Source organism: Paraclostridium sp. AKS73 (genome assembly GCF_025671395.1).
Taxonomy (GTDB): Bacteria; Bacillota; Clostridia; order Peptostreptococcales; family Peptostreptococcaceae; genus Paraclostridium; species Paraclostridium benzoelyticum.
Window position 1 is genome coordinate 21,782 of sequence record NZ_JAIXHU010000004.1, and the last position, 21,231, is coordinate 43,012.

Consider the following 21,231-nt stretch of genomic DNA (forward strand, 5'->3'; position numbering starts at 1 on the left):
GAGCCAGATTCTGTTGTCCCAAATATTGGAGTATCATAACTATCTCCTAATTGATTTTTCTACCATATAACATTTTAAAAACCTCCCTAAATGTATTTTTTTAATAATCTTATTATTTTGTTGTTTTAACTTCTCTTTTTTAGATGTAATAGCATATATTACAAATGGTATTAAAACTGTAATTACAAAACTTACTATTAATATAGTTAAGTATTCGTGAGCACTTTTTGCATTTAATTGATTTGATGGAACAAATGAAATTACTAATGCAAATATTGATGTTGCAAATCCACATGCTGCAACTATTAATTTAAATGTTTTTCCACCAGGTACATGGTAAGAACGTTTTAAATTATCTTTTTTAAGTACTAATGTAAAGTAAGCTATAAAGAATAATAAATATCCAACTAGATATATAACAACTGTTAATGATATAGCTGTAAGGAATGATACATTATTTCCTCCACCACCGAAAGTAAGAACAGCTGCCCATATTGTAACTATTATCCCTTGTACGAAAACTAAGTTTACAGGAACATCATGTTCATTGGTTTTAGTTAGTGATTTTGGTAATATGCCTTTTTGAGCTGCTGCATACATACCCCTTGATGGTCCAACAACCCATGCACTAACTTCCCCCATAACTCCTAGTGCTAATAATATAGCTATTAATTTTACAACCCATGTACTATGAGGTGCAAAGTGTAATATTAAAGCTTTAAATGTTTCAACAACTCCTGCACTTAAACTTAATTGACTTTGTGGAACTACTGCTGCAACTGTTAATCCACCAATTGTATTAAGTACTATAGCTAATATAACTAATATAATCATAGCTAATGGATAGTTCTTTTTAGCATTATCTAGCTCATTTACATGTGATGCTGATGCTTCAACACCCATATATGCTAATATAAATGATACGAAAATAACTAATGTATTTACTTTTGAAAAATCTGGTACAAAATATTGAGCCCCTATTTTTACATCTATAGGATTTCCTTGTACTATGTATGCTATTGATAATCCAAATAAGATTATTGCTGGTATTAATATACCAAATACAAATCCAGCTTTTGCTATTTTAGCTGTGTTTTTTGTACCTCCTAGTTGCGAAAACGTTAATAACCAGAATATCACTAATACTCCAATAAACTTAATAACCGGAACATTATTTAATGCATTCCAATCGAATATGTATGAAACACAACCTAATATAAAATAAATCATTGTTACAAATCCAACTGTAATTTGAAACCATTGGAAAAATATCGCTGCAAATCCGAATCTTTCACCTAAAGTATTTCCAACCCAAGCAAAAATTCCTCCTTCTTGCCATCCTTCAACAGTAGCCATCTCTGCTGCACATAGTGCTACTGGTAAGAACCATAATATACCTCCTAGTAATAAGAAGAATACTAAATTGAATCCTGATGTAGCAAATGTAGGATATTCGTAAACTGTCATAACCATTGATGCGGTCATTGCAAAGAATGCGAATAAGCTAAGTGAATTTTTTTTGGCAGCTTGTGCCTGTTTCATCTTAATCATCTCCTGATATTTAATTTTTATAAGTTCACCTAATAATACCGGATTACTATCCCTAGACCCTTTGGTATCACCCGTGTTTGTATTAATTAGATACCCCGTATTTTTATATCAAAACACATTTGGTAAATGTTGTAAAAATCTAAAAATTCATTCTTAGCAGATAATAATTATATTTTAAGTTTCACAGCTTCCCATAGTTTTTTGTAATCTCCATTTTATTAAGCATAAAAAAGAGTAGCAGTTCAGCTTGCTACTCTAAAATTTCTTTTAAATTTAAACTTTGTAAGACATCTTTTCTAAACTTTTCAATACTTATTCTATCCATAAAGTCTCCTAGTTTTTCTCCCATTTGACCATGCTCATTATAATATTCAAGTATTGTTTTTACTAAGTTATAAGCTTCTTCCTCAGTTAATCCCTTAGTTATTATATCTGCACTTCTTGGATAAAACCCAGCACTACCACCAGCTGTTACAAAAAACTTTCCATCTATATCTACTAATACACCTATATCTTTAGAATACACACTAGTACAAGCATTTCTACACCCTGCAACACCGATTTTAGTTCTATTTGGAAGTATCATTCCATGAAAGTTTTTACTTATTTTCATTCCTATTCCTATAGTTGGATATTTTGAACGTTTACAAAAGTTAGCTGGGCATATCTCTACATTTTTAACTGAGTTTTGATTTTTAACTGCCGGTTCCATATCTAGATCTTTCCATATACTTATTAAATCTTCTTGCTTTAAATTTGTTATTAAAATTCTTTGACCAGATGTTAACTTAAGAACACCATTATATTTTTTTGTAACTTCAGCTATTTTTATAAGTGTATCAGGTAAAACAAATCCTCCTGGTATATGTGGAGTTATTGCATAAGTTCTCTTTCCATCTTTAATTTTTTGTAAGTTTCCGTAATTGCTCATAAAATCTCTCTCCTTAAAATTTTAATTAAATTTTTTCATATATCTATTATAACCACTTATTTAATTTAATTCTGTAACATACGTTATAACTTAATATAAAAAATTAGATAACGTTTCCAATTTTATTTTTTAAGTTAGTTTTATTTTTAACAATTTTACCCTTTCCTTCTGGTGATTTTTTGCTAAAATGTTTTTGAAGAACAAATTAATTTTTTAACAAGCTAGTACATTTATCTCAGTCAAGAATTACATTAAGTCATATCACCCGATAAAAATAATTATAGTTGTATAAAAATCTTCAATGAATTTTATCACTAAGCAAAAAAGTTGCATACATTTTTTTAATGTTACAACTTAATTAAACCAAGGGGGAACATAAATGAAACAAGAATTGTTAAAAACTAATCAATCAGTAGTTGATGGCCCTGAATCTTTAGCCATAAAACTAGATCAAATCAAAAAGGCTCAAAAAATATTTTCAACTTATACTCAGGAACAAGTTGATAAAATCTTTTTAGCTGCAGCAATGGCTGCAAATCAACAAAGACTTCCTTTAGCAAAAACTGCACACGAAGAAACTAATATGGGTATAGTAGAAGACAAAGTTATAAAAAATCACTTTGCTTCAGAATATATATACAATACTTATAAAAATGTAAAAACTTGCGGGGTTTTAGAAGAAGATTCAGCTTTTGGTATAACTAAAATAGCGGAACCAATAGGTGTTATTGCTGCGGTAATTCCTACTACAAATCCAACTTCAACTGCAATATTTAAAACTTTAATTGCCCTAAAAACTAGAAACGGTATTATAATATCGCCTCATCCTAGAGCAAAAAAATCAACTATTCAAGCTGCAAAAGTAGTTCTTGAAGCTGCTGTAAAAGCAGGTGCTCCAGAAGGTATTATCGGTTGGATAGATGAACCATCTCTTGAAATGACAACAACTATAATGGAAAGTGCCGATATTATACTAGCAACTGGTGGCCCTGGTATGGTAAAATCTGCATACTCTTCTGGTAAACCAGCAATAGGTGTTGGAGCTGGTAATACTCCTGCAATAATAGATGATAGCGCTGATATAGAAACTGCTGTAAATTCAATACTACTTTCAAAAACATTTGATAATGGTATGATATGCGCTTCTGAACAATCAGTTATTGTCTTAAACAGTATTTATGAAAATGTAAAATCTGAATTTGTAAAACGTGGTGCTTACCTGTTAAATAAATCTGAAATAGAAAAAGTAAAAGGTATTTTATTAAATAAAAACGGAGGTCTAAATGCAGATATAGTAGGTCAACCTGCATATAAAATAGCTGAGTTAGCTGGCCTTTCAATACCTAAAGAATCTAAAATATTACTTGGTGAAGTTGAGTCAGTTGACATATCTGAACCTTTTGCTCACGAAAAATTATCTCCAGTACTTGCAATGTATAAAGCTAAAAACTTTGATGATGCAATATCTAAAGCAGATCAACTTATATATGATGGTGGTTTAGGTCATACATCTTCTATATATTTAAATACAATAACTCAATCTGATAAACTTGAAAAATTTAGAAATTCTATGAAAACTTGTAGAGTTTTAGTCAATACTCCTGCTTCTCAAGGTGGTATAGGAGATTTATATAACTTCAAATTAGCTCCATCTTTAACACTTGGATGTGGTTCTTGGGGAGGAAACTCTGTATCTGAAAATGTAGGTGTTAAACATTTAATAAATATAAAAACTGTAGCTGAAAGGAGAGAAAATATGCTTTGGTTTAGAGCCCCAGAAAAAGTTTATTTCAAAAAAGGTTGTTTAGGAGTTGCTCTTCAGGAGCTTAAGCATGTTCTAAAAAAAGAAAGAGCCTTTATAGTTACAGATGGTTTCCTTTATCAAAACGGATATACAAAACCTATAACTAATTTATTGGATGAAATGAATATTAAACATCATACATTCTATGATGTTGCGCCAGACCCAACATTAGAAACTGCTAAAGCTGGTGCTAAAGCTATGGCTGACTTCAAACCAGATGTAATAATTTCCATAGGTGGTGGTAGTGCAATGGATGCAGGTAAAATCATGTGGACAATGTACGAGCATCCAGAAATAGACTTTGGTGACTTAGCTATGAGATTTATGGATATAAGAAAAAGAGTTTATGAATTCCCTACAATGGGTGAAAAAGCTTACTTCGTAGCTATACCAACTTCTGCTGGTACCGGTTCTGAGGTTACACCTTTTGCAGTTATAACAGATCAAGATACAGGAATCAAATATCCTTTAGCTGATTATCAATTAATGCCTAATATGGCTATAGTAGACTCTGACTTAATGATGAGTATGCCTAAAGGATTAACTGCAGCTTCTGGTATAGACGCTTTAACTCATGCTTTAGAAGCTTATGCATCTATGATGGCAACTGAATACACAAATGGCTTAGCTCTTCAAGCTGTTAAATCTATATTTGAATATCTTCCAAGAGCTTATGAAAACGGAACAACTGATCCTGAAGCTAGAGAAAAAATGGCTAACGCTTCTACAATGGCAGGTATGGCATTTGCTAATGCATTTTTAGGAGTTTGCCACTCTATGGCTCATAAATTAGGTTCATTCCACCATATACCTCATGGTGTTGCGAATGCACTTTTAATAAATGAAGTGTTAAAATTCAATGTATCTTCTGCTCCTATAAAAATGGGTATATTCCCTCAATATAAATATCCTCAATGTTTAGAAAGATATTCTGAAATAGCTTCATTCATAGGTATTAACGGAAATTCAAATGAAGATAAATTTAATAAACTATTAATTAAAATAGATGAATTAAAATCTACTGTTGGAATTCCTAAAACTATAAAAGATTGGGGTGTAGATGAAGCTACATTCTTAGAAAGTTTAGATGAAATGGTTGAGCAAGCATTCGATGACCAATGTACTGGGGCTAACCCTAGATATCCATTAATGAGCGAAATTAAACAAATGTACTTAAATGTTTATTACGGAAATGCAAATGTAGCAAAAGAAGTCCTAGAAGGTAAGTTAAATTGTGCTTTAGATTAATTTTTAAAATACATATTTATTAATTATAAAAAAGAACCTCAACTTTAACAAGTTGAGGTTCTTAATCTATATAAAATGAAATTCATGGGATGACTATTTTAAATCATTAGATATTTCAGTAAAGATTACTCCAAGTGCATGAGCTCCTGCATCTGGATATCCTAAACTTCTTTCTCCAACAGTTCCTGCTCTACCCATACGAGCTACTATTTCTTTAGTTGACTCTGCTCCTTCTACAGCTTTTCTTGCTGCTTTTTCAAAAGCTTCTTTAAATGTATCATTTTCTTTTACGCTTAATTCCCATGAGTTTGCACATGGTACTAATGCATCTATTAAAGTTTTATCTCCTACTCCAGCTCCTCTACCAAATGATCTTTCACCTGTAGCTTGTACACCATTAACAGCTGCATCCATCATATTAGCAAAGTTTAAAACAGTAAGTTCATCTTTATCTCCTAAATATCTTCCTGCTGCTCTAAAAGCACTTCCCCATATTGGTCCTGATGCTCCTCCACAGTATTCCATTATTACCATAGAACATTCATTTAAGAATTTACCAATAGTTAGGTCTTCTATTGAAAGTATATTTGCCCATTCTCTTTTTAATTGCTTAAATCCTTTTGCTACACTCATTCCAAAATCTCCATCTCCAGCATAAGAGTCTAATTCACAGAATGGTACTTCATTTCTTATTATTATTTCACTCATTTTATCAACTACATAAATCATATTTTCTAAAGTGAATCTGTAATCTTCTATATTTGAAAAATCTTTATTAGTTTGTACTTCAAAACATACATTTGAATCATCTATGTTATTTTCATCTTCATATATATCTGTATATTCTACTGGTACGAAAGCTCCTGAAACCTTAAATCCAGGTGCTTCACTTACTTGAGATAATAAATGTTTTAGCTCAGTATCTAATTTCATTATAGATACAGATGCTCCTGCCATATCTATACTAGTCATATAGTTTCCAACAAAAGCTGTACATATTTTGATATTTCTCTTAGCTAATTCACGTATAACAGAATTATTAAGTAAATATAGTTCTTGAAGTGGAGTTCCTCCAAAACCATTAATCATTAATGCAATTTCTTCTTCATTTGAATCTTCTATTTTCATATCTGCTAATATATCATTTACTATTTTTTTAGATAGCTCATCTGCAGAAGATATTTTTTCTCTTCTTACACCTGGCTCTCCATGTATTCCAACTCCAAATTCTATTTCATCTTCTTCTAATTGGAATGTAGGTGTTCCTTTTGCTGGTACAGTACATGATGTAAGTGCAAATCCTAAACTTCTAACATTATTAGCAGCTTTTTGTGCAACTTCCTTTACTTCATGTAAACTCATACCAAGTTCAGCTGCAGCTCCTGCTATTTTATGAACTAAAACCGTTCCTGCAACCCCACGTCTACCAACTGTATATAAACTGTCTTCAACTGCAATATCGTCATCTACTTTTATATAGTCAACAATTAAACCATCTTCTATAGCAAGATGTGCTGCATTTCTAAAGTTCATAATATCTCCACTATAGTTTTTGATTATTAGTAATGTTCCTTTATTACTTGCAGTCTCTTTTATTGCATTATATATTTGTATTTGAGAAGGTGATGCAAACACATCTCCACAAACAGCTGCATCTAACATACCTTTTCCTACAAATCCTGCATGTGCTGGTTCATGACCACTTCCCCCACCACTTATTAAACTAACTTTATTTCTATTTATATTTTTTTCTTAATTACTTTATATTTTTTTAAAAACTCAAGTTCTGGATGTGCCATAGCTATTCCATTACACATTTCCATAACTACAGTTTCTGGTTTATTTATTATTTTTTCATAATGTAACACCTCTATCTGTTTTTATAGTTTTTCCCTATGCTATCAGCTGTTATTATTGCAGCTGCAACTTCATCAACGTTTATAGGGAATGGCATAGAATATATAGATTCTTCTTTAATACATGCTTTTTCAGCCACTTCTTTTAATTCTTCTTCAGTAATAGTTTCTACCCCTATATCTTCTAGACAAACAGGAAGCCCTACTTGTAAACAAAATTCTAATACTTCTTCTATTTCTTCTTTAGGTGCATTTTCTAAAACTAATTGTGCTATTGTTCCAAATGCAACTTTTTCACCATGGAAGTATTTATGTGTTCCTTCTAATATAGTAAGTCCATCATGTATAGCATGAGCTGCTGCTAATCCTCCACTTTCAAATCCAAGTCCAGATAAAAGAATATTTGTCTCAATTATGTTTTCTAAAGCTGGAGTAACTAAGTTACAATCTGATGATACTTTAGCTTTAACTCCATCATTTATTAGAGTTTCATAACATAATTTTGCTAAAGCTAATGCTGTATTAGTTCCCTTAGCTTCTCCGCATAACCCTTCTCTATAACCACAAGGTAGACCTGCATTTACATTTGAATATGAACTAGCTGTTGCTCTTGCTTCAAAGTAAGTTGATAAAGCATCTCCCATTCCTGAAACTAAAAATCTTGTTGGTGCTTTAGCTATAACTGTAGTATCAACTAAAACTACACTTGGACTTTGCTTGAAATATGCATAATCATCAAATGCTCCATCTGGTGTGTATAATACTGCTGAATGACTTGTAGGTGCATCTGTTGCAGCTATAGTTGGAACTATTATTAAGTTATCTCCTTGAGCTACACACTTAGCAGTATCTATTGCTTTACCTCCGCCTAGACCAATTGTGCATGCACATTTATTATTTTTAGCTAACTCTTGTAATCTTGCTACTTCTTCTCTAGAACATTCTCCTTTGAAGTTACTTTCAACAAAAGTTACCCCGAATTTTTTAGCAGTTGAATCTAATTTATCTTTAACACGTTCTATATCATCTTTATGTGCGATTAATAAAGCTGAATCCCCAAATACTTTTATGAAGTACCCTAAATTTAATAACTCATCTTGACCTTGTACATATTTTGTAGGACATATAAATGCTTTTCTCATATTAATCTCTCCTTTGTATTTTGTAGTGATATTATTTTTAAGTTAACTTAATTATAATACCGTTTTCCCTAAAATGCATTGGACATAGATGTTAATAAATTACGATTTAAAACCGTAATTTTTTGAACTTAAATTATATAATTGGAATTTATGTACTTTTCGAAATTTTTTTAACAAATTCAATTTATCTGTTATCTAAGATGCTTTTTGTATAAATTTGGGGTTACACCTTCATACTTTTTAAATATCTTTATAAAGTATCCTGACTCGCTAAATCCAAGTTCATCACTGATTTCATTTATTGTCATATCGGTTTCTTCTAAAAGAGCTTTTGCCCATTTAATCTTAAGCTTTGATATGTATGTTGAAAATTTTCACCTATTTCTTTTGAAAATAGTCTACTAAAATAACTTGAACTAACATGGCATAACTTAGCCATACTTTCCATTGATATATTTTCACTTTTATTGTTATATATATATTGTATTGCTGGCTTTAAAGTTTTGCTTACATTAATTTCTTCACTGTCTTCTTTATGATCATAAGTTATATACCTATTCACAATAGCATTAGAAATTTCTTTTTTAACACTTTCTATATTTTTTATGCTGTATCCAGTAAAAGTTTTACTATCTATTTCTATTCCATTTCTCATAGTTTTTTCATACATCTCTAAAATCAAATTTTTATTTAATGCCTCTTCTACTATATAATTAGATAATAAAAATAACATATTAGATGTATCTTCTACTTCTTTATATGATAAAACAGGTAAATCATTATAATATTGATTAAGTTGATTTGAGATGTCATTTTGTTCTAGTACTTTATCTGGAACTTTTAATATTTGTTCTAACATATCTGTTGATTCATAATCATCTATTCTCACTTGCCCTGCCATTATTGCACCTATATATTTTTCATCTACTATAATAGGTATAGCAACATCAACTATATTGTAATGACATAAATATATATATGGTTTATTCATTCGTACAGCTTCTAACCCACCTCTTGAATCGCATTTTTCACAGTACTTTGATAATTTAGAATTACCTCTTACTAACTCACAAAATTTGTGGCATCTACTGTGTTTAGTTATCGGATTTCCTTTATAGTCCACTATAACTATTGCCATTTTCGTAACTAGCGAAAGATAATCTTGCAAATTATCCCATTTCTTGAAATCTATTATCTTATTTAGACTTAAATTTTCATTTCTCACTTTTCATACTCCTTTAAAGGCAATTTTATATCATGTACTAATTTTATCATATATGAATAATATATTGTTTATTATGCAGACTATTTAGTGGAGGTGGATTTTATGTTAAATTTAACTGCTAAAGAAAAAATGTTATTAGAAGACGAAAAAAGCCATGAGCAATTATGTGTTCAAAAATATCAAGAATATGCTCAAAAAGCTTCAGACCCACAGCTAAAAAGTTTATTTAATGAACTTGCTCAACACGAACAACAACACTTAACTTCAATAAATCAAATTTTAAGTGGTACTGTTCCAAATGTTAATCAAGCTCAAGGTCAAAACCAAGGAAATCAAAACTCAAATATGCAAAATTCAAATACTATGCCTAACATGAATTTACAATCATCACAAATGAATGCTTATAATGAACAAGATAAAATGTTATGCCAAGACTCACTTAGTACTGAAAAATATGTATCATCTACATATAATACAGCTATCTTTGAGTTTGCAGATAAAAACATACGCCAAGTTTTAAATCATATTCAAAAAGAAGAACAAGAACACGGAGAAAAAATTTACAATTACATGAGTCAACATAATATGTATAACTAGAAAAATAGGATGTGATATCAATTAATGGATCACATCCTTAACTATTTTTGTAGTGTTAAATATTTATATATTATCGGTATATCAATGATTTTCTTTATTAATTTAACTTAATTTTTCTCATTTTTATAAATCATCTGAAAATAGTTAACTTTACTAATATAATTTTTTTTTATTGACTTATTTTAAATTTGTTTTATAATTGTATACAACAAGTAGATAACTGAGATAGAGGCGCGAAACTTATTAGTAGTATTATGGAGGTAAGCTCGATGAAGTAATATGAAAGGAAATTTCGCCGAAGTAAATAGTTAATAGCTTTAACACTATTTACTGGGCTTATATAAAATATATATAAGACTGTCACATTTTGTGGAGTGCTATTTTCAATGAAAGCGTACGGTATCATCATACTTAGTTAGTATGGATTTTTTCGTATAAAGTCATGAGCATAGTCTCATGGCTTTTTTTACGCTTAAGGGATTATAATTATTCAAAGTTCATATATAGCCTATGAAACTTAGTTATATCCATATAATACATTTTGAGCGTAAAAAAGCTTTTTGAGCAACGGACGAAGTCGTTTGAGTAACGGGACACGAGTTTACCGAGTGGACGTTGACGATATGAAATTTGAGCGACATGAGCGAAGTGAATTTTTTATTTTCATAAAGATTTATTATCTTAGTTACTTACTTATGGAAAACTAACTACCATAAGGAGGATAAGTAAAGTGAGTAATGAAAATCAAGAGTTAAAAAGAGGGTTAAAAGCTAGACATCTAAATATGATTGCTCTAGGAGGATCGATCGGTACAGGTATATTCCTTGCAATGGGTGATACTCTTCACCAAGCAGGTCCTGGTGGTGCTTTACTAGCATATGGGTTAATAGGAATAATGGTTTATTTCTTAATAACTAGTTTAGGTGAAATGGCAACATATATGCCTATATCAGGTTCTTTTAGTTCTTATGCTACAAAGTTTATTGATCCAGCACTTGGTTTTGCACTTGGGTGGAACTATTGGTATAACTGGGCAATAACTATAGCTGCTGAAATGGTTGCAGGATCATTAATTATGAAATATTGGTTCCCTAACGTACCTGGATTTTATTGGAGTATATTTTTCTTAGCTATAATTGTAGGGTTAAACTTTTTATCAGCAAAAGCATATGGTGAATCTGAGTATTGGTTTGCAGGAATTAAAGTTGTAACTGTAATAATATTTTTAATAATAGGTGTGTTAATGATACTTGGCGTAATGGGTTCTGATGAAATAGGCTTCCATAATTATTTTATAGCTGACGGACCATTCCATGGTGGCATAAAATCTGTATTTGCTATATTTTTAGTTGCTGGTTTTTCATTCCAAGGTACAGAGCTTATAGGAGTTGCTGCTGGAGAAAGTGAGCATCCTGAAAAAACTATACCAAAAGCTATAAAATCAATATTCTGGAGAATATTAATATTTTATCTAGGAACTATAATTGTATTAGGAGCTATTATACCGTTTACTCAAGCTGGTGTTTCTGAAAGTCCATTTACTATGGTTTTTGAAAAAGCAGGAATAGCTGGTGCTGCTTCACTTATGAATGCAGTAATATTAACATCTGTTTTATCTGCAGGTAATTCAGGTATGTATGCCTCAACTAGAATGCTATATTCAATGGCTAAAGAAGGACTTGCACCTAAATTTTTGCAAGAACTAATAAAAGAGGAGTTCCTGTAAATGCATTAATATTAACTACATTAGTAGCTTCTGCGTGTTTCTTAACAGGTATATTTGCAGAAAGTACAGTTTATGTTTGGTTAGTTGCTGCATCTGGACTTGCTGGATTTATAGCATGGGTTGGTATAGCAGTTTGTCACTATAGATTTAGAAAAGCCTATATCCATCAAGGTAATAATTTAAGCGAATTAAAGTTTAAAGCTAAATGGTATCCATTTGGACCTATATTAGCACTTATAATGTGTTTAATAATAATATTAGGCCAAGGATATTCTTGTATAACTCCAAATGGAGTTGACTGGCATAGCTTAATAGCTTCTTATATAGGTATACCTTTATTTATAGCTTTATACGCTGGATATAAAATTAAACATAAAACTAAAGTTGTATCTTTAGATGAAGTTGATTTAACTTTTGATGAAAATATAAATAATTGATAAATATATTGATTAACTAATAAAAGGCTGATTTTAAATCAGCCTTTTTTCTATATTCTTTCTAATTTATATATAACAGGATGTAATCCATCGTTACAAGAATGTATTGCAACTCCCTCTTGTTTTACATAAGGGCTGTTGTTCCCTAATGCTAAAAATTCAACTTTACTTTCTAATCCTGTCCATGCTCCTTTACAAAAACGTTCTGGCATTTCACAGTTTTTTGATATAAATTCATCGCCAACTTCGCCCTTAGCACAAACTAATGGCATACTTTCTTTTGCATATTCTATAAAGATGTCATCTACTTTCAATTTTTTTAATATAGTTATTTTTACATCTGAATACTTTTGTACTTCCATATTATTCCCCTCCACTAAAAATTTATATAACAAATACATTTTAAACTAAAATTTATTTATTATAAACATAAATAAAAGAAAATCTCGAAGTCATTAATGCCTTCGAGATTAAAATCATTTATATTAACATAAGTCTACAACTTGAACTTGATAAACAACAGTTATAATTTGACCTGGGACCATAGTTCCTAAATTAAATCCAGCCGATGGATTATAATCTGTATGAACTATACCATTTACAGTTACAGATCCTAATACAAATATAGAATTATTAGGAGTATAGTCTAAAAATACTACATCTGTAGCATTTATGTTTCCTATATTTTCTATCGCAATTGTATACGTTATTTTTTCACCAATAGTCGCATATTTTTTATTTACCGATTTAGTTACATTTAGATTTCCATATGCGATATTAGTTGTTACTGTATTTGAATAAGCTGTATCACTGTATGGTGATTGTTTTGGATCTACTAAATATTTAAATGGTATTACAGCCTGATTAGTTACTTTATTTGATTCTGGAACTGAAACCACTATAGCACTAAACTGTACTATCACAACATTACCTATTCCAATATCACCTATACTAAATCCAACTGTAGGGTCATAAGTTGGCTGACTTACGCCATTTACAATTACAGAACCTGATTTAAATTGTGCTCCTGCGGATGGAGTATCTTGGAATAAAACCTCCGTATTTATAACATTTCCTATATTCGTAAGAGTTATAGTATAGTTTAAAGTATCTCCTATCGTTGCTATTGCTTTATCTACAATTTTAACTGCTGTAATTTTCCCTAAAACCACATTAGTAGTTACTTCGTTACTTGTTTGTGTCTTTGTTGATGTCGATCCACTTGGATCCACTTTATAACTAAATTGAATTTGTGAAGTATTGCTTACATAAGATGGTGTTGGTAAAGCATTTATCTTAGCATCAAAAGTAATTGTTACAGTTTGATTAGCTCCTAAGTCTGATAAATTAAATCCTGAAATTGGATCTAATGCTGGATATAAAACATTATTTATTCTAACAGTTCCTGATACATAACTTAGCTCTGTTTGCAATAAGTCTGTAAATCTTAAATTAGTTGCATTTACATTTCCTGTATTTGTAATTGTTGAAGTATAAGTTACTATATCATTTACCTTTGCATACAATTTATCAACTGATTTTATATTTGATAAACTTCCAACATTTACATTAGTCGTTACTGTATTTGATGTTGATGATATAGGATAATCACTACCTTGTGGATCTACTTTGTATACCCCATTCGATGTAGCATAATTTGTTACTTGTGGTGGCGTAGGTAAAGAGTTTACAGTTGCATTAAATTGCACTAAAGATGTATTACCTGCAATAAGATTAGTAGGCAAATTAAAACCTATTATAGGGTCGTACGTAGGATAGCTAACACCATCAATTTTGACTGTTCCTGTTTTAAATATAGCTCCATTTGATAAAATGTCTGCAAATACTAGGCTAGATATAGTAGTATTACCTTCATTTTTGACTAATATATTATAAGTTAATGTGTCTTGTAATGTTGCATATATTTTATTTACAGTCTTAGACATACTTAGTTTTGGGTAAATTATAATCGTATAAACTGTATTTGAATTTATTGATTTACTATAATTTTGGCCAGTTGGATTTACTTTGTAATTAAATGATCCTACAGCATAGTTTAGTACTGAGTCATGTGTTGGCTGCTGTATAACAGTCGCTGTAAATACTACAGTTACAACTTCTAATGGATCCATTTCACCTAGGTTAAATCCATCATTAGGATTATAGTCTTCATAAGTTATTCCATTTATTTTTACTGAACCTACATTAAATGTAACATCAGACTGTAAACTATCTGTGAAAATCACATCTGTTGCATTAACATTTCCATTATTAGTTAATGTAACTGTATAAGTTATTATATCTCCAGTTGTAGCATATCCCTTGTTAACACTCTTTAATATATTTAGTGATCCTACATTTATTTGAGTAGTTACTGTATTTGAGTTCGTTTGTCCGTATATATCAGTTCCATCAGGATCTATTCTATACATAAATGTTAAATTAGCAGTGTTACTTACTAATGATGGACTTGGCAATGAACTTACTGTTACATCAAATTTAACAACAACAGTATCTCCTGCTATTATATCTCCTAAACTAAAACTTGAATAAGGATTATACCCAGGTTTTGAAACATCATTTATAGTCACTGAATCTGTAACAAAAGTTAATCCTGTTGGAATTACATCTCTAAAGTTTATATTTTTAGCTGTTACATTTCCATTATTTAAAATATTAATCGTATAAGTTAGTACATCTCCAATTGTAGCATATGATTTACTAACAGATTTTGTAGCACTTAACGATCCTACATTTATAACTGTACTTACAATATTGCTTGTGGATTGTTTTGATACTGGAGTTTTATCTGGATCTATTTTGAAATTATAATTTACTGATGAATTATTATATAAAATATAATCTGTTGCTGGAACACTATTAACTTTAACTTTAAAACTAACACTTGTGTTTCCATATCCTATTATATCTTCTAAATTAAACCCTACATTAGGATTATAGTCCGGTTTATTTATCCCATTTACATAAACTGATCCAGCTTCAAATGTTGCATCTGTCTGAATTAAATCTTTAAATAAAATACTTGAACAAGTTGCGTTTCCTTCATTTTCTATATTAATTGTATAAGTTAATATATCATTTATAGTTGCATATAACTTATCTACTGTTTTGTTACTATTTAATAACCCTAAATTGATAAAAGTAGTAACTTTATTCGATGTAGATGTTATTGTAACTGGATCGTCACTTGGTGTCAATTTATAAGTGAATTCTACATCTGCAGTATTCTCTACTTTACCTGTTAGAGGCAATGAATCTACCATAATACTAAAAGTTACTGTATGATAATTATTTGGTATTAAATCACTTAAAACAAAGCCTTCATTAGGATTAAATGTTGGTTGTGAAATTCCATCTACCACAACTGTCCCTTCATTGAATGATGTTGCATTCGGTATTAAATCTGTAAATGTTAAGTTAGTTGCATTAACTGACCCTGTATTTTTTACTGTCACTGAATAAGTTAAATTATCACCTACTGTTGCGTAATTTGTGTTTACTGATTTTGTAAGCGTTAATTCTCCTACAGCAACGAATGTCATAGTTGTATTTGTATTTATAGTTGCATTTATTAGGTCTGTTCCTACAGTGTATTTATAATTTATAGTTGCAAAGTTATAAATTGTATTATCTAAAGGTCTACTATCTACTGTAGCTTGGAAAGTCACCGTGGTAGTTGTATCTGGTTCTATATTGCTTAATACAAATCCTTCATTTGGATTATATCCTATTTTTTGTTGTCCATTTACATATACAGAATCTTCTATAAATGCTAAATTAGAATCTAAAGCATCAATAAAGTTCACAAACTCAGCAGCTACATTTCCTTCATTAACTATATCTATGGTAAAGGTTAAAGCATCTCCTACTTTAGCTATATCCTTATCTACAGATTTAGTAGCAGACATGATAGTATCATATACATATACAGTAGTTGTATTAGAATCTTTAGATTTAGTTGTAGGGCTTCCATTAGGATCTACATAGTATGAATAATCTATAGTTGATTTATTTAATAATTGATTATCTAGTGGTATTTGATCTACTGTTACAGTAAATGTAACTGTAGCCTGATTCCCAATATCTATATCATCTAAATTAAATCCTACTTCTGGATCATAAGTTGGTTTATTTACTCCATTTACATATACTGATCCAGTATTAAATAAAGATTCTTCCTGTATGCTATCTGTAAATTTCAAATTTTTTAATATAGTATTACCAGTGTTTGATATAACAAAACTATAAGTTATTACATTATTTAATCTAACCACAGTCCTGTCTGAAGCCTTCGTAACTGTTAGATTTCCTAATCTTATATAAGTTGTTACAGAATTACTAGCTTTATTAGCTACTGTACTACTTCCATTTGGATCTAGTTTATATGAGTAGTTAATATTTGAGATATTAGTTACATATCCATCATGCGGAACAGAGTCTACATTCACATCAAATTTAACTGTAACTGATGCTCCTGGAGCTATAGTATTTAATGTAAATCCTGTATTTGGATTATAGTCTGGATATGGAGTTCCTCCTATGCTTACAGATCCACTTACAAAACTTGTATCGTTAGGAACTAAATCTGTAAATATAGTATCAGTTATATTTACATTACTGTTATTGGTTATTACTGACGTATAAGTTAATACATCTCCTACCGTTGCATAAGTTTTATCCACACTCTTTGTATTTGTTATATTTACAGTTACTACATTAGTTGTAACTGTATTACTATTTAAAGTTGCATCAACATATGGTAATGTTGGACTTAATCTATATTTAAAATTAATATTAGCACTATTATTAATTTGTGGAGGATTAGGGATACTTGTTACTGTTGCTTTAAATGTTACAACAACATTTCCTCCAGGTAAAACATCATTTATTGTAAATCCAATATTAGGATTAGCGACTGGAATATTTACTCCATCTACAAATACAGACCCATCTACAAATGTAGATCCATTTGGTATTATATCTTTTAAATTTACATTAGTTAATGGAACTGTACCTGTATTACTTGCTATTATTTCATAGTTTAATATATCTCCTACCATTGCATAAGATTTGTTTACTGATTTAGTTAAATTAGCCGAATATGCGTTTATTATAGTAGTTACTATATTACTTGTTGCTGTATTAGATATTGGTTGCTGATTTGGATCTATATAATATTGATATGATATTGTAGCACTATTTTTAATATTATTAGGACTTGGTAAACTGTCTACTTTAACTTTAAACTCAATATTTATAACCTGACCTATATTAATAGTATCTAAGTTAAATCCATCATTAGGATTATAACTTGGCTTATTTACTCCATTTATATAAACCGACCCTGCAATAAATGATGCTTGTGATTGAATTGTATCTGAGAATATTGCATTTTTTGCGCTTGTGTTTCCGTTGTTTGTTACTGTAAATGAATAGGTTAACGTATCTCCTACTAAAGCATATGATTTATCTACATTCTTAACCACATCTACTTGAACATATGGATCATACGTTTTTACAGTATTTGAATAAACAGTTTTAGTAATTAGTGTACTATACGGAGTCTGTTTATAACTAAGGGTAACCTCTGAAGTATTTGGTATATATCCAACCGGACTATTTTCAACTATGGTTGCTCCAAATACTATTGTAGTAGTATCCTCAGGGTGCAAATCATCTAATGGAAACTGTGTACTAGGGTTATAATTTGGATAATTTATACCATTTATATATAAACTTCCTTCATAAAAATCAAGATATAAACCTGTAAAATCTGCAAATTTCATATTTGTTAAATCTACATTTCCGGTATTTTTAATTACTGTTGTATAAACTAAATAATCCCCAACTTGAGCATACATTTTATCTACCGATTTTGTTACCGTATATGAAGCTTGCTTAATAATAGTTTCAACAATATTACTATAAATTGTATTAGTTAAAATATTTCCATCAGGATCTGGTTGATAACTATATACTAAATCCGACTGATTGTATATTATGTTAGGACTTGGTACAGAATTTACTTTAGCTTGGAAAGTCACTTCAACAGTTGCTTTTGAACAAATAGTCCCTAAAGTAAATCCTTGATTTGGATTATAATTTGGATAGCTTATTCCGTTTATAGTTACACTACCAGCTATAAAAGTTGATTCTTGTTGAATACTTGATAAAAATACTGTGTCTGTAGATTTTAAATTGCCGTTATTAGTAATTTTTACAGTATAATATAAAATATCATTTATAATCGCATAATCTTTATCAACACTCTCAATAATGTTCATACATGTGTAATTTGTCATAGTATCTACTTTATTAGAATCTTTTTCAGATTGTACATCTCCTGTTTCAGAAGATATTTGATATTTAAATGGTACTTGCGCTATATTTTCTATTAAGCTTTCTGGGTTAACCTCATTTATTAAAACCTTATACTCCACTTCAGTTATTGCTTTAGGTCCAATTGCTTCTGGTAATATAAATCCATCAAATGGGTTTAATGTTGGCTCTATTATTCCATTAATTTTAACACTTCCATCTATAAAACTTGCCCCTGTTATTGTAGGTTCTAATACTTGAACATTTGTCGCATCTACATTACCTGTATTAGTTAATCTTAATGTATAAGTTACTGTATCTCCTGCTTTTGGATAATTGTTATTATTACATCTTTCTGCAATTACATTAATATACTGAATTATGGTAGATGTAATATTACTTGATATAGTTTTTTCTCTTAAATATCCATATTCATTAAATATATATCCAAATGAAACATATGCATTATTATAAACTTTTTCAGAAACTGGGAGTGACTTAACTTCGCATTGGAAAACAATTTGTGTAGATTCTTCTACATCTAAGTCAGGAAGATATATACCATCTATAGGATTATATTCTGAGTGTTCAACTCCATCAATTATTACGCTTCCATCTACAAAAGAACAGTTTTTATCTATTTTATCTTGTAAGAATATATTCTTGCCAATTTCTGTTCCAATATTTTCTATGTTGATTGTGTAAGTTATAGTGTCTCCAATAACTGCAGTTGACTTTGATGAAGTTTTTGAAATTGATAAAACACCATCTTGAACAGTAAGTTCTACAGTATTTGTTTTAACATAGTTAGTTATAGTGTCTATTCCTGAAATAAATTGATAATTATAATTTGCTGCTTGTTTTAATAATCCTCCAACTGGAACTGAATTTACTCTAACTGTAAATAATACGTTCTTAATTCCATGTGCAGGAATAGTTCCTAAATTTATTCCTGACGATATGTCAGCGGTTGGATATGAAACTTCATTTATAGTTACAGATCCTGGAATAAATGTAGTTGATGAGTCTATGTTTGCTGACACAATAACATTACTTGCGTCTACTGATCCAGAATTTTTTACACTTAGTGAATAAACCAATTCCTCTCCAACTTCAACCTTATACTCTCCGTCTCCGTCTATGTCATAAGCATCTAATGTAGCTGTCATATTAGGTGCATTTACATTTACTTGAGATGCAACAGCTACAAGTTGTACTCCATCTCCTATCACTGATGAATTCACTTGACCTGCTAATAGCGTTTGATTTGGTACTATAGTTTTGGTTATATCTACATTGGTTATATCCCACTTATTTCTTGCTCCTAGTTTTTGTATAGGCACAAATCCATCATGATTATTGCTTCCATTAGTTCCACTTATATTTATTAATCCATTGTTGATATTTAATGGGTTCACTATGTTTATCAGTCCTGAAAAGAAACTGTTCCCTGGATTGTTTGGTGATGTTCCAGGATTTGGATTTGGGCTATTTACAGTATTACCTATATTGCTAAGCTGTGCAAATGATGGTCCTGCATAAGCAAAATCATCACCATTTAGTGGTTCTCCATTTGCACAAGCTAAAAATACATATCCTTTTAGTTTTGAAATATCTGAACTTGTTGTAAATCCTGAAATAGCTGATTGCAAAGGGGCCCCTGGCTTAGCTACAGATATCCCTGACTGATATATTACCTTTTGAGGAGGTAAACTATCATTTCTATAAATTACAGAAAGTGTCCATCCAGCCCTAGTATTACTAAGTCCTGTTTCCGGGATACTTATAGGTACATTTGATACTGTATAATTTCCAGATAAAGAATCTTGTATATATGAAGTTACGTTTGCTGCTCTATATCTATCTATAGTTCCAGATTCACCTGTATTCGTATCTGTGTACTCAGGTGAAATTTGATAGCTTCCTTTTGGTGTTGTAAAAGTTATTGGATCATCTTGAATACTTCTAAGATCATCTGATCCTTCTACATTACTTTTTACGGTTGAATACCATAAAAGCTCTGCATATAGTATTGTACTATTTGACAATATATTTAAATTAGCTGTACTACCAGCCTCTGACCAATCCCTCGTTGTACTTCCATCTGGTTTTATCATATCAGATGTATTTATTGCTACCTCTGTAGTGCTTCCACATACTACAAAACTATTTCCTGTAGCTACTAATACAGCTTTATCAATAGCTGTAAATCTGGGTGTTAACGGCACAATATCTCCTCCTAATTTTTTGTACTTACAAGGCTTAATTTTAACCCTTTTATATACTATTACTGATTATCTTTTTAGTTGACTGTTTTATATATTTTTTAATTATTAAAGAATTTGTCGTATCACAAAGTATTTGAGATGAATATA

General features: G+C 30.2%; 11 protein-coding genes, 1 pseudogene and 1 riboswitch. Of the genes and pseudogenes, 3 read left to right on the forward strand and 9 right to left on the reverse strand.

What is annotated here, in order from left to right; all coding sequences use genetic code 11:
* Positions 1-39: 39 nt before the first annotated feature.
* The gene (gene gadC / locus LEQ07_RS03760; protein ID WP_263329601.1) at positions 40-1,542 is read right to left on the reverse strand and encodes a glutamate:gamma-aminobutyrate antiporter; all 1,503 of its coding nucleotides are present in this window, start codon (positions 1,540-1,542) and stop codon (positions 40-42) included.
* A 259-nt stretch (positions 1,543-1,801) separates the two neighbouring features.
* Positions 1,802-2,482 (reverse strand): NAD(P)/FAD-dependent oxidoreductase, encoded by a 681-nt coding sequence (locus tag LEQ07_RS03765; protein ID WP_263329602.1) that lies wholly within the window; start codon positions 2,480-2,482, stop codon positions 1,802-1,804.
* A gap of 379 nt (positions 2,483-2,861) precedes the next feature.
* Here LEQ07_RS03765 and adhE point away from each other — a divergent pair, with 379 nt between their 5' ends.
* Entirely contained in the window at positions 2,862-5,534 is a 2,673-nt protein-coding gene (gene adhE / locus LEQ07_RS03770; RefSeq protein ID WP_263329603.1) for a bifunctional acetaldehyde-CoA/alcohol dehydrogenase, read from the forward strand.
* 93 nt (positions 5,535-5,627) lie between these two features.
* Here the strand turns inward: adhE and dhaL are convergent, their stop codons facing one another.
* The 5 genes from dhaL to LEQ07_RS03785 all read right to left on the reverse strand — a co-directional run bounded on the left by dhaL (position 5,628) and on the right by LEQ07_RS03785 (position 9,757).
* Positions 5,628-7,277, reverse strand: a complete 1,650-nt coding sequence (gene dhaL, locus LEQ07_RS03775) for a dihydroxyacetone kinase subunit DhaL (protein WP_332842912.1) — start codon at positions 7,275-7,277, stop codon at positions 5,628-5,630.
* Complete coding sequence (locus LEQ07_RS20690) at positions 7,274-7,402, reverse strand: hypothetical protein (protein ID WP_332842896.1); 129 nt, start codon at positions 7,400-7,402, stop codon at positions 7,274-7,276. The genes dhaL and LEQ07_RS20690 overlap by 4 nt, the downstream gene beginning before the upstream one ends.
* Before the next feature lie 2 nt (positions 7,403-7,404).
* Positions 7,405-8,532, reverse strand: coding sequence for a glycerol dehydrogenase (locus tag LEQ07_RS03780; protein WP_046823160.1), 1,128 nt, complete (start codon positions 8,530-8,532; stop codon positions 7,405-7,407).
* A gap of 191 nt (positions 8,533-8,723) precedes the next feature.
* Positions 8,724-8,891 (reverse strand): helix-turn-helix domain-containing protein, encoded by a 168-nt coding sequence (locus LEQ07_RS20695; protein ID WP_332842913.1) that lies wholly within the window; start codon positions 8,889-8,891, stop codon positions 8,724-8,726.
* Complete coding sequence (locus tag LEQ07_RS03785; RefSeq protein ID WP_332842897.1) at positions 8,852-9,757, reverse strand: PocR ligand-binding domain-containing protein; 906 nt, start codon at positions 9,755-9,757, stop codon at positions 8,852-8,854. The genes LEQ07_RS20695 and LEQ07_RS03785 overlap by 40 nt, the downstream gene beginning before the upstream one ends.
* 102 nt (positions 9,758-9,859) lie before the next feature.
* Here LEQ07_RS03785 and LEQ07_RS03790 point away from each other — a divergent pair, with 102 nt between their 5' ends.
* Entirely contained in the window at positions 9,860-10,354 is a 495-nt protein-coding gene (locus LEQ07_RS03790; RefSeq protein WP_025161988.1) for a spore coat protein, read from the forward strand.
* Between the two features lie 218 nt (positions 10,355-10,572).
* Positions 10,573-10,742, forward strand: a riboswitch (Lysine riboswitch).
* 441 nt (positions 10,743-11,183) lie between these two features.
* Positions 11,184-12,517, forward strand: a pseudogene (locus LEQ07_RS03795) (amino acid permease).
* Positions 12,518-12,567: 50 nt separating this feature from the next.
* Here the strand turns inward: LEQ07_RS03795 and LEQ07_RS03800 are convergent.
* Both LEQ07_RS03800 and LEQ07_RS03805 read right to left on the reverse strand, forming a co-directional pair.
* Complete coding sequence (locus LEQ07_RS03800) at positions 12,568-12,879, reverse strand: TIGR04076 family protein (RefSeq protein ID WP_046823157.1); 312 nt, start codon at positions 12,877-12,879, stop codon at positions 12,568-12,570.
* A gap of 123 nt (positions 12,880-13,002) precedes the next feature.
* On the reverse strand, positions 13,003-21,084 hold the full coding sequence (locus LEQ07_RS03805) for a hypothetical protein (RefSeq protein ID WP_263329604.1): 8,082 nt from the start codon (positions 21,082-21,084) through the stop codon (positions 13,003-13,005).
* Positions 21,085-21,231: the final 147 nt, after the last annotated feature.

Coding starts and splice junctions, on each gene's coding strand:
- LEQ07_RS03800 (WP_046823157.1), bottom strand. CDS start 12,879: ATGGAAGTACAAAAGTATTCAGATGTAAAAATAACTATATTAAAAAAA.
- gadC (WP_263329601.1), bottom strand. CDS start 1,542: ATGAAACAGGCACAAGCTGCCAAAAAAAATTCACTTAGCTTATTCGCA.
- LEQ07_RS03765 (WP_263329602.1), bottom strand. CDS start 2,482: ATGAGCAATTACGGAAACTTACAAAAAATTAAAGATGGAAAGAGAACT.
- adhE (WP_263329603.1), top strand. CDS start 2,862: ATGAAACAAGAATTGTTAAAAACTAATCAATCAGTAGTTGATGGCCCT.
- LEQ07_RS03790 (WP_025161988.1), top strand. CDS start 9,860: ATGTTAAATTTAACTGCTAAAGAAAAAATGTTATTAGAAGACGAAAAA.
- LEQ07_RS03780 (WP_046823160.1), bottom strand. CDS start 8,532: ATGAGAAAAGCATTTATATGTCCTACAAAATATGTACAAGGTCAAGAT.